General features: G+C 61.4%; 12 protein-coding genes. 8 read left to right on the forward strand and 4 right to left on the reverse strand.

Features of this window, described 5'->3' with window-relative positions; all coding sequences use genetic code 11:
- The first annotated feature begins 355 nt into the window (after positions 1 to 355).
- Positions 356 to 715 (forward strand): hypothetical protein, encoded by a 360-nt coding sequence (locus ACTJJW_RS13730; protein ID WP_462645570.1) that lies wholly within the window; start codon positions 356 to 358, stop codon positions 713 to 715.
- Positions 716 to 1,037: 322 nt separating this feature from the next.
- Here the strand turns inward: ACTJJW_RS13730 and ACTJJW_RS13735 are convergent, their stop codons facing one another.
- The 4 genes from ACTJJW_RS13735 to ACTJJW_RS13750 form a co-directional block, all read right to left on the reverse strand.
- Positions 1,038 to 1,859, reverse strand: a complete 822-nt coding sequence (locus ACTJJW_RS13735; protein ID WP_462645572.1) for a hypothetical protein — start codon at positions 1,857 to 1,859, stop codon at positions 1,038 to 1,040.
- Between the two features lie 81 nt (positions 1,860 to 1,940).
- Positions 1,941 to 3,227, reverse strand: coding sequence for an AlbA family DNA-binding domain-containing protein (locus ACTJJW_RS13740; RefSeq protein WP_462645574.1), 1,287 nt, complete (start codon positions 3,225 to 3,227; stop codon positions 1,941 to 1,943).
- Positions 3,228 to 3,391: 164 nt separating this feature from the next.
- Positions 3,392 to 7,222, reverse strand: coding sequence for a YobI family P-loop NTPase (locus ACTJJW_RS13745; protein ID WP_462645659.1), 3,831 nt, complete (start codon positions 7,220 to 7,222; stop codon positions 3,392 to 3,394).
- A gap of 121 nt (positions 7,223 to 7,343) precedes the next feature.
- The gene (locus ACTJJW_RS13750) at positions 7,344 to 7,466 is read right to left on the reverse strand and encodes a hypothetical protein (protein WP_462645575.1); all 123 of its coding nucleotides are present in this window, start codon (positions 7,464 to 7,466) and stop codon (positions 7,344 to 7,346) included.
- A 659-nt stretch (positions 7,467 to 8,125) separates the two neighbouring features.
- On the opposite strand from ACTJJW_RS13750, the gene ACTJJW_RS13755 reads away from it, so the two are divergent.
- The 7 genes from ACTJJW_RS13755 (at position 8,126) to ACTJJW_RS13785 (ending at position 14,472) form a co-directional block, all read left to right on the forward strand.
- On the forward strand, positions 8,126 to 8,323 hold the full coding sequence (locus ACTJJW_RS13755; RefSeq protein ID WP_462645579.1) for a helix-turn-helix domain-containing protein: 198 nt from the start codon (positions 8,126 to 8,128) through the stop codon (positions 8,321 to 8,323).
- A gap of 242 nt (positions 8,324 to 8,565) precedes the next feature.
- The gene (locus ACTJJW_RS13760) at positions 8,566 to 9,303 is read left to right on the forward strand and encodes an ABC transporter ATP-binding protein (RefSeq protein WP_462645581.1); all 738 of its coding nucleotides are present in this window, start codon (positions 8,566 to 8,568) and stop codon (positions 9,301 to 9,303) included.
- A gap of 50 nt (positions 9,304 to 9,353) precedes the next feature.
- Complete coding sequence (locus ACTJJW_RS13765) at positions 9,354 to 10,640, forward strand: permease (RefSeq protein ID WP_462645583.1); 1,287 nt, start codon at positions 9,354 to 9,356, stop codon at positions 10,638 to 10,640.
- Positions 10,641 to 10,737: 97 nt separating this feature from the next.
- Positions 10,738 to 11,649, forward strand: a complete 912-nt coding sequence (locus tag ACTJJW_RS13770) for an ABC transporter ATP-binding protein (RefSeq protein WP_462645585.1) — start codon at positions 10,738 to 10,740, stop codon at positions 11,647 to 11,649.
- A gap of 32 nt (positions 11,650 to 11,681) precedes the next feature.
- Positions 11,682 to 12,473, forward strand: a complete 792-nt coding sequence (locus ACTJJW_RS13775; RefSeq protein ID WP_462645587.1) for an ABC transporter permease subunit — start codon at positions 11,682 to 11,684, stop codon at positions 12,471 to 12,473.
- Positions 12,474 to 12,577: 104 nt separating this feature from the next.
- Positions 12,578 to 13,792: a sensor histidine kinase gene (locus tag ACTJJW_RS13780; RefSeq protein WP_462645589.1), complete on the forward strand. Its 1,215-nt coding sequence runs from the start codon at positions 12,578 to 12,580 to the stop codon at positions 13,790 to 13,792.
- Positions 13,789 to 14,472 carry a response regulator gene (locus ACTJJW_RS13785; protein ID WP_462645591.1) on the forward strand — a complete coding sequence of 228 codons (684 nt, stop codon included), beginning with the start codon at positions 13,789 to 13,791 and terminating at the stop codon, positions 14,470 to 14,472. The genes ACTJJW_RS13780 and ACTJJW_RS13785 overlap by 4 nt, the downstream gene beginning before the upstream one ends.
- Positions 14,473 to 14,490: the final 18 nt, after the last annotated feature.

Genomic DNA, 14,490 nt, shown 5'->3' on the forward strand with positions numbered 1-14,490 from the left:
GCCATCGTGTGGTGTCCTTCGTGTGAGTAGCTTTAGTCGGTTCTCACTGACCATCACACGGTGGCTCCTCACGTCGCCGTAGCGACGCTCAGCAGCCGGAAATTACACCACTCCCAGGGACGTGACCGGAGTCAGAAGGTTTCCTCACAATGCCGAAGGGCATTGGTGGACGCCAAACACACGGAGGATAAACGTGTACCGAGTGAATCTCTTCGCTTGAATTGCCGTCAGGCTGGGATTCGCGCAACGAAACAGTCACTTGAGAACGGTGCAATGTCAGTCAAATAGGCATAGCATAAACCCTGTGCCGCTCCGTAGGGGAGTTGGCCGGTAATCGTTCCACTAGGAGGAACCAATGGCACTTAGCGTGCTCGCCCAACAGTTCGCAGATGAAATTGCTCTGCAGGACTGGTCCGATGCTCATAGCCGCACTGATCGTGCGGGGCACGACCGAAGCGTCGACCACACCACCTCCGCGCAACTTACGCGCGGAGAAACCGACGCCATTCGGACGAACGTCATGTGGGTGGTCGCGCAAGTGCTGCGTTACAACGACCCGAACTTCGATGTACATGAGTTTGCCGAATCCGCAGGTGTACCGGGCAGCATCCGGCTTACGTCCCGCGGAAAGCCGAGTGGCGCGATGGACTACGGCTTGCGGCAGAATATGACGACAAGTAAAGTCGCAGCGCCGGGAGATCCCTGCATCCCGTAGCAACTACGCCGAGCGTGCGGGGTGATAACCCCATCCGGGTGACCTGCGTGCGACGCTTCAGTTGAAGCGGTAGCGGCTTCCTACCGACAGCGACGATTACTGGCTGGCATACGAGCAACAACCACGTTTGTGGTTCAACGAGAAGGGTCTGCTGCACGTTTAGGTGACAGTTTGACCTAAACGTGCAGCAGACCCCTTTCTCGATTTTCCGGATATCTTCGCTGCGCAAAGCACCGATCTTCATGCCATGTTTTCCATGGTTTGCATAGCTCCTATCCCGGCTAGGTCACGGCTCTCGTCAGGTCTCGTTGACGCCTTAACTTCACGAGTAGGTGCGCGAGGGAAGGCTGCGGAGCTCGCGCCAAGACCGACCATCCCAGAGCCAGCCTAAGCGCGCTCGTTCATGTACAACCCAGAGGTGCGTGACAGCAGGATCCAGCGACGGCGCGCGGGATGGAACTCCGAAGCCTTCGTCAGCCCAGCTCGGCGCATCATGGCTGAGTGGGCGGGCGATATCGAACCGCGTGTCATCGTCGAGCCACACGAAGAGATGCCTTTGCGGGGCGCCAGATTGGGCAAGTTTGATGACGTTGTCGGTCTTCTTGCCTAGCGCCTCGGTGAGATGTTCAAGTGCCTCATCACTACCGCTGGAGGATCCTCCGCTGCCCAGCATTGGGATGACTCGGTGAGAGTGCGAAGGATCGCTTTGGTGAGAGTTTCCGGATGCCCTTTCGACGCCAGCATCCAACAGCGGCCGATAGATAGGCGAAAGCGGACCCCGCCCGACCACGTGGAGTGCGGCTGCCTGACGCTCAAAACGAGTCTCACCTGTCGCTTCGAGTTGGGCAAATAGAGGGGGCAAGTTCTGCAACACCGCTTTCATACCGGGCTGGGTGTCGGAGAGAAACACTAGCCAGCAGTTCCGAAGCTCCACACTGGTGGCGGCCCCTGCCCGTGATGCGCTCAAGGCGTGGTGGGAGGACTTCTTCTTCCCGTTGGTGACGCGTGTCACCTCAACCGCGAGTTCCTTGCCTGCTGAGCGGTAGTCGACGCCACCTGTTGTGTCGGCGTGCTCGAGTCCGATCCCTAAGACAAACTCAATGATGCTCTTCGCATCTTTCTCGTTTGGGCGCTCCTTGTTCAAGGTCCGACCTTTCGTGTCCGGTGTCGCATCGAAACGGAGTCTTGCTCTATCCAACGGCAAGCGGGTAGAGCGTGCTTCCACCTATGGCTGATCGGGCCCGAATGCTTCGACTTGAATGCCGTGTAGGAGCTCTCGCGTGACGCCTCGCCAGCCGAATCTCTGCAAGAGGTCCAGCGCCGCGTCGGCGGCGAGTTCCCTATAGCTCGTGAGCCCCTCTTCCGGGGAGAGGAGAATCTCGTAGTCCCACGTATCATCGTTGTAGGCATAGGTGCCATGGAGCCCTGAGCGACTCCGATGCGCGGACACCAGAACGAAGCTTCGGATGTTGTGAAGCGCAAGTTCGATGGTGAGGTGCTCAGTTCCGAAATGTGCCCGTTGGAGGCGGCCGGCGAACTCAATCGCTTCAGTGAAATTGAGTAGCGGCAGCCAAATTGGAAGATAGCCGCTGATCTGCTGACTATCGTCGAGGACGCCGGCGGAGTCTGGCCCGGATTTTTCAATGTAGCGGCAGTCGAAGAACTGGCCGCTTTCGAAGAACTGCCAAGTCTCCGGATGCATGCTGGTGATTTGCTCGCCAACCCAGTCTCGTCCAGATGTCGGGTGTTGCACCCACGGGAACGGCCAGCCGCGTTTGCGGACGGTGGCGCTTTGGACCGTCGAAAGCAACTCGCTGAATCGGATCCGCCGTGCTTCAAACGCTTCTGGCCGGATGGTGGTGACTAGCTGCGGCAGAGTCGGATCCAGGTGCAAGCCGTCGTTGCGCGCGCGGAGCACCTGGGCCGTGAATTGCTCGCGTGCCGCGGTCGCCTTCGATTGGCCAGGTCCGAGGCCCGCTCGTTGCGCGGTCTCGAGGAAGCGTGCAAGCTGTTTCTCGGTGGCCAGAGTAATCACTTCCCTCAACTCGTTCTGCGTGAGCGCCGCGGAGCTCTCGGGCTTCGCCATAGAGCGGGTATAGAGCTGTTTCGCGACAATGCGCTGGGGATAGTCCTTCTTACTGAGGATAGGAATCTCGGAGAATTCAGCTACCTCTACGATCGCAACTAAGCGGCCGTTCGGAAGCTGCCCCTGACCGAGCTGAATCGTGACCGGCGGGTCAGCATAAGCATTGATCTGGTCCGAAACGTCGTCGAACGACAGCCACTGTCGGAGCTGCTCATCCGTCAGTCCGGTTGCGGGTGCGTCGACACCGTCCTCGCTGAGGCCGATGATGACGTGCCCACCGTCTCGTTGGTTCGCGAGGGCAAGGACCGCACGTGCGACGTTCGCAAGGAACACGCGATCCGTGCGGTCGCCAACGCTCTTGAACTCGACACCGCGTTGTTCGTACCCGACTTCGATGATCGCTGCGAGCTGTTCATCGTTGAGCATACTCCTCCTCCACGCGACGCCGCATGAGTCCCTCTCCCGACCAACTGCCTTTCGCATCTGCATCTCAGCTTATCGGGAGCCGCGCCGTCGGATGCGTGCACGTGGACCCGCGACGAGTGGGTCTCAACCGAATCTCGGCGTAATCCAGCCGATGATTGACTCACCTACACCAGCGCTTGCTTCAGATTTGCCTCGAGTTTGGTGCCGTGCCTCAGAGTGAATCGCTGTTTAGCGCCCGTGTGTGTGACTCCTTCCAGCCGCGCGAAGAGGGCGCGATGATGGTCGTCGACGTCGAACCGCACGACACCGCTGCCACCCTTCGATAGTCGCTCGTAGTCGCCAGGCATGGCGAGAAGGACGGTTCTCAAATCCTCGACTGAATAGGCCTCGTTCTGAATGACGAACAGATGCACTAGCGACTGGTATGACGCTCCGGCGAGCCGCAGTGCTTGGATGCGCGGCAAGTCGAGCTGCTCACACTTTTCGGCGAGTACGTTCGCGACTACGGTTGCGTTCGCTGAGGATGCTCCTACGAGCAGTGAGTCAAGCTTCGCGATGAGCGCCTTCCGTGTCACGTTTGAGATGGCTTCGCTCTTGAGCGCAGCAGCAAGTTGATGAGGTGGCATGGTAGATACGTCCGCGAATTCGCCGAAGTTCTTGGACGCCACGATCGCCGACTCGAGGTCGTCCCAGCGCGAGAAAAGGTTTGCGGAGAACGTTTCCGGCTCATCAGCCAACAGGCCCTCGGTGAGGAGAAGTCCGACTAAGTAGGCGTCGTCGGGCGTGACATGCGTGATCGGGAGTGTCCCTGGTGCGATGGAGGCCACGAGAGTCACTCGCGTATCAGGCGCGAGAATCACGTCACGAGCGGCAAGGAGGTCAACTGCCAACGCAATTCGCTCCGGTTTCGGTGTCACGTCCGAGATTGTGATGCGCCCATGATTCATGAGGAATCCACCAAGTGCCTCATCTACACCGTACGCAGCAATGTAGCGCTGGACGTTCTCGAAAGCAGGGTCCGTGCGGTTGTTCGTGACAAGCGTGGCCCATGCTTCGAGAGCCACGCTCGCGAGATCCGCGATCCTGCATGCGTCAGAGGTGCTTTCGACGAAATCGTCAAGATGGGAGAGTGTCGGCGCATTCGCTATCTCGTTCAAGACAACATTGAATTTCGCCGGATCCGTGATGGGTAGCCGCGGCGAGGCGAGTTCGGGGAGCGCCTGAAGGTAGCTGTCGAGATTATCAAGCATGTGCTCATACACAGGACGTGTCCCCGGCTGCCCGCTCAGCATATCGAGTGCGACTTCGTCAGCGCCGCCCAGAGTACGGAGGTTGGCGGTGGTTACGGGGTAGATGCTGAGCTCCGTTGCGGCAGACAAAGCGTGCTCGTTGAGCAGTGTTAGGTCCTGGACTGTCGCTCCGGCCGCGGCTAGGGTCGCCATCACGACAGTTGCGCGCTCCGAGCTGGGCGGCGCGATAACAGCAGTCAGTTCGCTGTAGTGCTCAGTCAGGTACCTGCCGACGTCAGGATCGAGGTCGTCGCGCTCGCCTGCACCAATTGCGCCAAGGAGTGCGTCGATCAGTCGCAGCCGGCTGACAGGCGGGAGCTGCGCATCCGTCGTAATGAATCGAAGCGCCCTCTCCCACTTGGGTGCCATCATCGCCGCGAGTGCGGTCGCTTGATTGAGGTCTGTGCGCTGGAAGAAGCGATCCACGAACTCCTGCTCAAGAGGGCTCCACCTCGTCGCAAGATGATCCGCGACTCGCTGCGCGGCTCGCGGGCGGTCCGTGAGTAGATACGCAACTATGTCGAGGTTATAGATGCTCAGATCGTCGAAAAGGTCGGCGTTGTCATCGTTCGCCTGCTGTTCAGTGAGGATTTGTCCAATGGCGTCTTCATCGAGCTCGTACTCGAGGATTGGCGTGCCTGGCTCGATCGCACGCGATATGTATTCGGTAGCATCAGGGCCGACGACATTACCGTAGAACATCGAGGAGTATCGGGCGAAGTGGCGCGGCAAGTGCCCGTGGGCGATGAGGTCTCGGACCAGTTCCGTTGGGGCGTAAGTGTCAACGAGATTCGCGAAGCTGACGCGTGTCGGAGTCTCCTCAGCGCTGCTTTCCTTGGCCCCCTCCGCTGAAGTGGCCTTCGACTCATTTGAGGCTTCCCCGGGCTTGATCGCCACGGTCAGGTCCTGTCTTGAGCAGATCTGGGCCCAGGTATGGTGCCGGAGAAAGTCGATCTCGCCCTGGGCCGCCCCGATCTTGTCCCTGATGTCGTCGAGGTCAGCGTCCCGCCATGCGTCCGGGTCGATGGGCATCTCGATTAGACGCGCGAGCATCTGGCGGCCTATCCTCGCAGGTTGTGGCCTGTCGCGCCCGTGCGCGTCCTTGAAAATGAGACTCAAGGTGAGCGGCTCTCCTTCGGCGATTCGCTGCCAGCCCTTCAGGCTCGCGAGGTCGTCGTCAGTGATCGGGCTGGTGAATCGGACGCGCTCGGCGGCGACTCCTACTTGAGTCAGCTCAAGCAACTCAGCACGACGGGCATCGAGCCGTTGCCCGGCCAGTTCGAGGCGACCGTGAAGCGACTCGCCGTTCTCGAGCTGGGTGCGCAGCGATGTCAGTCTGTCGGTTTGGATCTCGAGGTTTGCACCGAGGAGCGCGAGCCAGCGTTCTGTGAGTTTGTCGAGTGGGCTGGTTTTGAGGCGGATCTTCTCGTAGGCATCGGGACTGGTGGCGCGCAGTAGGACGAGGGAGAACACGATGTCGTGGTTGATCTCAGGCATGACAGTGCGAGCAGACATCATCAGCCTGTCGAGATGTACCTCGAACTCATTGCGGATTGACAAGAGGGTTCTCATGTCTGCCACATGTCGTGCGGCCAGACGGACGAGCGCTGGTGAGATTCCTACTCCCTCTGCGGTTGAAGCAATGTGCGGCCGCATAATCTGCATCATGAGGTCGCGGGCGTTGTCTGCGGTAACGAACGGGACCATGGGGATGATTACATCGAAGTACTTCGCCCGATTGGCTTTATCGATCTCCAACAAGGGGACAGCAGTGGGAATGGCACCTTTCGGCTGGTCTCTGTCAGCCTTGCTCTTGGCCCCGAGGTGGCCCAGCACGCTGTCCCGGATCGCATAAACGAAGACGACACGTCGGCCGACCTGGCGAGAGCTGTTGACGAGGATGTTCAGCGCACGCAGTGTGTCGAATACGACGGTATCGTCGAACCTATCGACATCTTCGATCAGGACGACTCGCGCCTTGCTGATCTGGAAGAAGTACATGATCTCGTCGAGGTACTGATCGAAGTAGCTTGACGAGGTGGGTTCCAGGTTGACGGTCAACGAACCCGTTTTGAGTCCGGCTCGGAGCGCGTAATTGCCCGCAAGGCCCCACCATCCGGCAAGGGCGACGAGAACACCGGTGATGGTTGCACCTCCCCAGAACCACGGTACTAACCAGCCGACTTCCTCGAGGCGCTGGGTGATGGTTGGCTGCCAGCCGAGGAGGAGTGTCGTGATCCAGACCACCCCAACAACCGCCGCCGCGGTGATCGCAGCGAGTACACCCGTCTGCCATGCAGGTTTCGATGCTCGCGCGAATCTGGAGCGTGGTGTCTTCCCCGGAGGTAGCCTATAGAGAAGTTGCTTGACAAGTTCCTTCTGGATCCGGTTGGTCTTCTCTCTTTCCGCAGGATTCTGTGTCTGCGTTGGAGGCACCAGTTCGGGATCGAGCGTTGAAAGAGATAGCTCTACAATTCGCCGTCGCTGCCACCACCTACGCCCCAGAGCTTGTAGAACGCTTGATTTTCCCGAGCCGTAGGAGCCAGTGAGAGCGACGTTACGGGTGTCCGGGTGACGCAACGCTCGCTGAAGCAGATCCACGTACACTTCGTGATGCTCGGGATGGTATCGCGGAGCCAGACTCGTCAAAGGGATAGTGTTTCCGATTCGCGCCGGGCGACGTGGCTTGATCTGCTGTCGATCTATCTTCGCGGAGGTAAGCTGGCGCCGGTGATACCCGAGCCACCTCTGGACAGCGTTGCCTTCACCAGAAGAGGCCTTCGCGCTCCGGTTGCGCACCAAGCCATCCGGCACTTCCTGAGGCACTTCAGAACTCGCCTTCGCGATGGTCACCGTTCGGGTGCATCATCGGCAGACGCAACCGACCCTCGCTACTCGCGAACCCGGATGCGCGCGTGCGGGGCCGGGGGAACTCGGCGCGGGTGCTCATGATGCCTAGCGTATCCAAGGGACTCTGACAGAACGCAGCGGCTCGCCGGGGTGGAAAACGGTCACTCGGTAGGGCGCGCCTGCTTCCCAACAGGGTGCGCTGTTCAGAGGTCGGCTGGCGGCGGCCGCGCAAACGTAGTGCTGTGATCAAGGGAACGGCATCCGAGGTAACGCTCCGCAAGAGTCGTCGCGAGACGCCGTGCCGCTCTCATCTCCGGCTGTCGGCATGCGAGCCGAGCGCGTACGCGGTGGACGATACGGACACCAAACGCACCAGCAAGTTCACTCGCCGAGGAGAGCCAAATTCGCCCTATTTCACAAGCAATAGAGAGGCACATGTAAAGACCCCTAGGGCAACCTTCTCCCGACGAGCGCTGCAAGTCCGCGTGCCACCGGAGAGGCATTCGATCTTCCTACGCGAGGCCGCCTGTCGAGAGGGCACAAAGAGCCCCAGCTCTCCGTCATTGCGCGAGCAAAGGACTAGGAGGGAACCAGTGAAATGCCCACCGACGGACATGACGGAACCTCTACGAAAATTGCTCTTCATCGGGGTTCTTCTGTCGAGCTGACAGTGTTCTGGTGCAGGACATAGGAATAGGGTGTCGCACGACATCGGAATAACCTGTCGCACGTCATCGGCATACACGTTCAGGCTGAGGCATGAGTAAACAGCGCCTCGTGATCACCGCCGTTCTTGCCGGCCAAACGCAGTCAGACGTCGCCCGCCGATACGGTGTCTCGCAAGGGTGGATCTCGAAACTCATGACCCGCTGGCGTCTCGAGGGAGACGCCGCATTCGAGCCACGATCCCGTCGCCCTACGACCAGCCCCGCCGCATCACCACCGTCATCGTGCTGAACACCTTCGCCCGCATCAGCGCATCACGATCACTGGACTATCCAGGTTTCATTCCGCTACCACAGCTCTCGCCGACGCCGGAGAGCTAGTTGCCCGCGCCCGCATGCGGTGCGGGCCGCACTAGAAACGAACCTGTTCTGTATCGATAGGCTATCCCCCTGGAATTGTTCTACAGCCTCCTAGCGCAGCATCAACCCCTGGTTGGCATCGCTCACCTCGGTGAGACTCGTAGCGTTGATGGCATGTGTCCACCAGATGAGTTCGTGAGCGACATCGATGACGCGAACGTCGTCAGGATCCGGGCACGCGGTCTGTCGAAGTCATATGGCAGCACTGTCGCTCTCGACAATGCGCATCTCCAGATTCGGGATGGCGAGTCGGTGGCCATCATGGGTCCATCCGGCTCCGGAAAGACAACGTTGCTACATATCTTGGCGGGCATCATCCGACCTGACGCGGGCGAGGTGATACTGCGCACTGACACGGGCACGAGCGACATCGCGAGTTTGAGTGATCCGGCACGCTCAGCGCTGCGACTAGTCGAATTCGGCTTCGTCTTTCAGCAGGGCTTGCTCATTCCCGAGCTGACCGCTCTGGAAAACGTCGCTTTGCCATTGCTGCTTCGGCGTGTACCTCGATACGAGGCGCAGGAGCGGGCTGCTGCTTTGCTCGACGAACTCGGCTTGCACGGTATGGGATCCCGTCGTATCGGCCAGCTCTCGGGCGGTCAGGCACAACGGGTCGCGATCGCCCGGGCCTGTGTGACAGGTGCGCGGGTGATCTTCGGGGACGAACCGACCGGAGCGCTGGATTCCAAGACCGCCCACGACGTACTTACAGCTCTGATGGACTCCACAGTCGGTCAGGGAAAATCTCTGGTCGTCGTCACCCACGACGAGGCGGTGGCAGAGCGGTGCTCACGGATCGTACGCCTGCGGGATGGGTGCATGCTCGACACTGAGATCGGGTCCGGGCGATGAGGTCGCATGCGCTGTGGTTGCTGGTGCGGCCGTCGCGTTCGGACCTGTCGATGTCGCTGTTGCCAGTGATCGCGTTCGCGGCACTCGGGACGATCGTTTTCGTTGTTGCGGCGTTGGCGCAGGTCTTCTGGTCGGTTCCGGATGACGGCTCCGACGGCTACCGAATTCTCGCCGTAGCGCTGCTCGCGGTGCTCCTCGTCCCGGTGACCACGCTCGGATCGTCTGCGGCGCGGCTGTCTGCCCGCCGCCGCGACGAGCGGCTGGCGACCGTGCGACTGCTGGGCGCTACAGCTGCGTGGGTGCGCGGCGTCGCCTTGGTTGAGGCCTCGATGCTCGCTGCGGCCGGAGTGCTGCTCGGCGTGCTCGGCTATGCGCTGGTGACACCGTTGCTGTCGTTGTTAATCGTTGCAGGCAAGGGGGTGTCTCTGGATGCGGTGTGGCTTCCTCCCCTGATGCTGCCTGCGCTCGGCATCTCCGTAATCGTAGTCGCGGTTATCAGCGCGGTGTCCGGGCTGCGTCAGGTCGTGATTTCGCCCCTAGGTGTGCGCGCGCGTACAGATGCGCCGAGACTGCACTGGTTGCGTTTGGTGGTCAGCGCTGTCGTAGTTGTCGCCGCAATCGTGATCCTGCAACTGACGTCGGTGAGCTGGGGGGCGATCGGGATCACCGCCGCGATCATCGTCGTGCTCATCGCGGTGATGGCAGCGCAAAACGTCGCGGGCCCATTCGTAGTCGGCGTGCTCGCACGCCGCAAGCTCGCCGTCGCATCCAACGCCGGAGAACTGATCGCCGCGCGCGGCCTCCTCGAATCGCCGAAGTCAGCATGGCGGCAAGTGTCCGGAGTCGCGCTGACCAGTTTCGTCGTGGTACCCGCGGGCGCGGTCCTCGGATTCCTGCATACGGTGGAGAACAGCGTCACCGAGCTCAGTGCCGGCCAGGTGCTGTTTTTCGGCGATATCCGCACCATCGTGCTCGCCGCCGTCGCCGTCGCATTTCTACTTGTTGCGTGCTCGGTCGGAATCGTGCAGACCGCCGCAGTGCTGGAACGTCGTGATCTCTACGTCAGCTTGGACCGGATTGGGATGTCTCTCGCCGTCATGCAGGCATCCCGGCGGATCGCGGTGATGCTGCCGTTGAAGGTTGCGGCAGTCGGATCGTCCGTGCTGGCATTCGCGCTAGTCATCCCGGTCGTCGCGGTTGCGCTATTCACTTCGCCGTTGTTCGTCCTCGCGATCGTGGTCAGCATCGTCGCCGGTGTCTGGCTGGTGCGCCTCGGGCTGACCACGACCACACCGGTGCTGCGGGGCGTGCTCGCCCACCCCGATCGCGTCATGTAGTCGCCGTCGGGGTGCAGGAGATCAACCCCTGGTTGGCCGACGCGGACACCGCTCTCTTCGTAGCGTGGAAACACACCACCGAAAAAGGAGAACTGTTGTGGCGATCGAAGTACAGGGCCTGAGCAAGAAATATGGAGACACGTTCGCGGTCAACAACGTGTCTTTCCGCGTGGAGCCCGGCCAGGTCACCGGCTTCCTCGGCCCGAACGGCGCTGGGAAGTCCACCACGATGCGCGCCATCGTCGGCCTCGACCGGCCGACCTCCGGGCGGGCGTTGATCGACGGAAAGCGTTATGCGGAGCATCCCGCACCACTACATCGGGTCGGAGCACTCCTCGATGCGAAAGCCGCCCACCCAGCGCGCACCGCTGCGAACTACCTCGTTTCCATTGCGGCGACGCATCACATCCCTCGCAGCCGAGTGGACGAGGTTCTGGATGCGACCGGCCTCACCACGGTCGCGGATAAGAAGGTCGGCGGCTTCTCCCTCGGCATGGGCCAAAGGTTGGGGATCGCGGCCGCCCTGCTCGGCAATCCCGACACATTGATACTGGATGAACCCGTGAACGGACTCGACCCGGAAGGGGTCACCTGGGTACGCAATCTCCTCGGTCGCCTCGCCAGCGAGGGGCGCACAGTGTTCCTCTCCTCACACCTGCTGACCGAACTGGCTTTGATCGCCGATCACGTCATCATCATCGGCCGAGGACAGATCATTGCTGACTCCCCGTTCAGCGAGCTCACCGCAGGACCCGAATCGCGGGTTCGGGTTCGCACCCCGAGAGCGCATGAGTTCTCCCGACTCATCGCCGCCCAAGATGTCACGGTCACGTCCGCCGAACGCGACATTCTCGAGATCACCGGGGTGCCCGTCGAGACACTCGCGAAGGTGGCGCATGATGCCAACATCCTCCTCTACGAACTCACCCCGATCAGAGACTCGCTCGAAGATGTCTACAACAAGATCACCCGCGAAGCGGTCGAGTACGTTTCCACTCCATCCAAATGACAACGCCAGCGGCCGAGAAGGAGCCCGCCCTCATGACATCTGACACCTCCACCCGCCCCGCCGACCTGCTCGGCGCGATCCGATCTGAGTGGGTCAAATTCCGCGGCCTGACTTCCAACAGGGTGCTCACCATCTTCGTCTTTGCCCTCATCCTCGCCAACGCGATCCTGATGCCTGTTGCCTACGTCTTCCGCGACCGCGGTTCGCCGCAAGCCGACTACGATGCCTACCCGGGAATGATCATCGACAAGACCGGCTACATTGGCCTTGCCCTCGCGATCCTCGCCGCCCTTCTTGTCACCAACGAGTACCGCTCCGGCCAAATCAAGACCACCCTTCTCTCGCTTCCCCGTCGCACCCCAGTACTAATCGCGAAGGCGGCAGTGATCGCCAGCGTCTCCTTCATCATCGGCGTTCTCAGCGCCGGCATCGGCTTCGCCCTTGCGCCCGCGCTTCTTGCGAGTGGTGGATACCGTTACGAGTTCGGCATCGGGGACGGCCTTCGACTCATCATCGGCTCGGGCCTCTACCTAGCCACGCTAAGCCTGATCGGCATCGCCCTCGGAGTGCTCATCCGCAACGTCGTCGCCAGCGTCCTAGCCGTCATTGCCGTGCTGATACTGGTACCCATCGTTCCGCAGATCTTCTCTGAGTACGGAGGCGAAATTACGCGGTTCTTCCCCATCCAAGCGGGCTCGCTCCTTCTCGCCCAGCCTGCCGTCGTCGGCCCCTTAGCGCCTTGGGCCGGGTACCTCATCCTCCTAGCCTGGTCTCTCCTCCTGCTCGCGATCGCCGCAGTCGCACTCAAGCGACGAGACGCCTGAACTTCCACGGCGCAAACGGCGACACTTCGACCTACCGTGTCACACAACGATCTTCACGCACGGCCGAGGACAATGGGCACTGACCCACGACAGGATGATCCACGATGACCATGACAGGTAGTACAGCACTGCTGGATGCCGCCGACTTGGGCCGGAAGCCGTGGCCACCCATGAGGTGGCTGGCCCAGCATCCGCGCATCGTGGACTGGATGGTGGTTCTGGCTTGCACCGGACTTCAACGAGTCGCGCTCCTGTTTGCCGGAGACCCGAGCAACTGGATGGCATACTTGGCCCTCGGTGCGACATCCATCGCTCTGTTCTGGCGGCGGCGCTATCCGTTCATCGTCTTGACCGCGGTCGTCATCGCGAGCACGGTCGGCGCGCTTCTTCACCCGGAGCTCGGCGTCCAAACCCTCCCCTTCAGCTTTGCGCTGTATACCGTCGCGTCCCGGCAGCCAATCGCCAGAGCCGCCCTCGGCTACGGGATCGGAGTCGGCATCCCGGTCATCGGCGCCGTGGCTCAACTCCTTGTAAGTGGTTCCACGTTCTCACCGACCGTGCTCGCCCCCTACGCCCTCCTTGCCCTCCTGCTCGGTCTGATCGTCCAGAACCGGCAACAGCGACGCGAGGCGCTCACCGAACTCGTCAATCAACGAGTCGACGCCGCCCGCGCGACCGAACGAACCCGTATCAGCGCGGAGATGCATGATGTTGTCGCACACTCCCTTTCTGTCATGATCGCCCTCGCCGACGGAGCATCAACCGGCTGGAAGAAGTACCCCGAACGCTCAGCGAAAGCTCTTGAAAACCTCTCAACGGTCGGCCGCGCCGCACTCTTCGACATGCAACGCATCCTGCACTTGCTCCGCGATGCAGACACAACCCTCGACGAAACGCTCCACGCTTCCGGGCACAACATCCCCACGCTGGAAGACCTGATCGAGGTATTCCGCAGCGCCGGCCTGCCTGTGACCCTCGCCAAGAGCGGCGCGCCGATCCCCGACGACCCGGCGCTCACGATGACCGTCTACCGAATCGTGCAAGAAGCACTTACCAATGCCCTCCGCTACGCCACCGGAGCCACGCTCGTCGCCGCCTCTATCAGCCATCACGCCCAGCTGATCGAGATCACCGTCACCGACAACGGCCTCAGCAACCGCCATCGCGAACCGAACCTCGGCACCGGCCGAGGACTCATCGGGATTCAGCAGCGCGCAGCAGCCTACCTCGGCGACAGCCAAGCAGCGCCGCTACCGAACGGCGGATGGCGAACTCGGGCGACGCTCCACCCGTCCGCACCACCCAGGAACGCGTCGTGAGCAAGATCACTGCTATCCGAGTACTCGTCGTCGATGATCAGCCATTGGTTCGCATGGGTCACGCACTCGTGCTGGACACAGCAGAGGACATTACGGTCGTCGGGGAAGCCGCAACGGGCGAAGCAGCCATCACGCAGACGGCCAAGCTTTCCCCAGACGTGGTGCTCATGGACATCCGAATGCCCGGCATCGGAGGCGTCGATGCCACCCGGATCATCACCGGGCCTCCATCTCGACCCCGTGTGCTCGTGCTCACCACCTTCGACCTCGACGAATACGCCTTCGGTGCACTCGAGGCAGGAGCCAGCGGCTTCTTGCTCAAGAGCTCCACCCCCGAGCAGCTTCTCGCGGCCGTGCGCACCGTCGCATCCGGCGAAGCCGTTGTCGGACCGCGCATCACCCGCCGCCTGATTGATCACTACACCGGCCGCGGCCCGGCCCCAACCTCCCGGGATACTGCCACTCGGCCCCCGGAACTCGCCGCCCTCAGCCCCCGCGAGTACGACATTTTCCTCACCATCGCCGAAGGGCATTCCAACCCCGAGGTCTGCGCGAAGTTGAATCTCTCACCTGCCACGGTCAAGACCCACATCAACAGGATCTTCAGCAAACTAGGCCTCCGCGATCGCGTGCAGGCGGTGATCCTCGCGTACACGCTCGGCGTCACCGAGAGACGCTGACCCCAACTCCGGCTGAAG

It is taken from the genome of Rhodoglobus galactosidasius (genome assembly GCF_054957775.1).

Bases quoted from the DNA above. Each gene is read 5' to 3' on its own strand.
- ACTJJW_RS13730 (WP_462645570.1), top strand. From the start codon at position 356: ATGGCACTTAGCGTGCTCGCCCAACAGTTCGCAGATGAAATTGCTCTG.
- ACTJJW_RS13740 (WP_462645574.1), bottom strand. From the start codon at position 3,227: ATGCTCAACGATGAACAGCTCGCAGCGATCATCGAAGTCGGGTACGAA.
- ACTJJW_RS13750 (WP_462645575.1), bottom strand. From the start codon at position 7,466: ATGAGCACCCGCGCCGAGTTCCCCCGGCCCCGCACGCGCGCATCCGGG.
- ACTJJW_RS13755 (WP_462645579.1), top strand. From the start codon at position 8,126: ATGAGTAAACAGCGCCTCGTGATCACCGCCGTTCTTGCCGGCCAAACG.
- ACTJJW_RS13760 (WP_462645581.1), top strand. From the start codon at position 8,566: ATGTGTCCACCAGATGAGTTCGTGAGCGACATCGATGACGCGAACGTC.
- ACTJJW_RS13765 (WP_462645583.1), top strand. From the start codon at position 9,354: ATGTCGCTGTTGCCAGTGATCGCGTTCGCGGCACTCGGGACGATCGTT.
- ACTJJW_RS13775 (WP_462645587.1), top strand. From the start codon at position 11,682: ATGACATCTGACACCTCCACCCGCCCCGCCGACCTGCTCGGCGCGATC.
- ACTJJW_RS13780 (WP_462645589.1), top strand. From the start codon at position 12,578: ATGACCATGACAGGTAGTACAGCACTGCTGGATGCCGCCGACTTGGGC.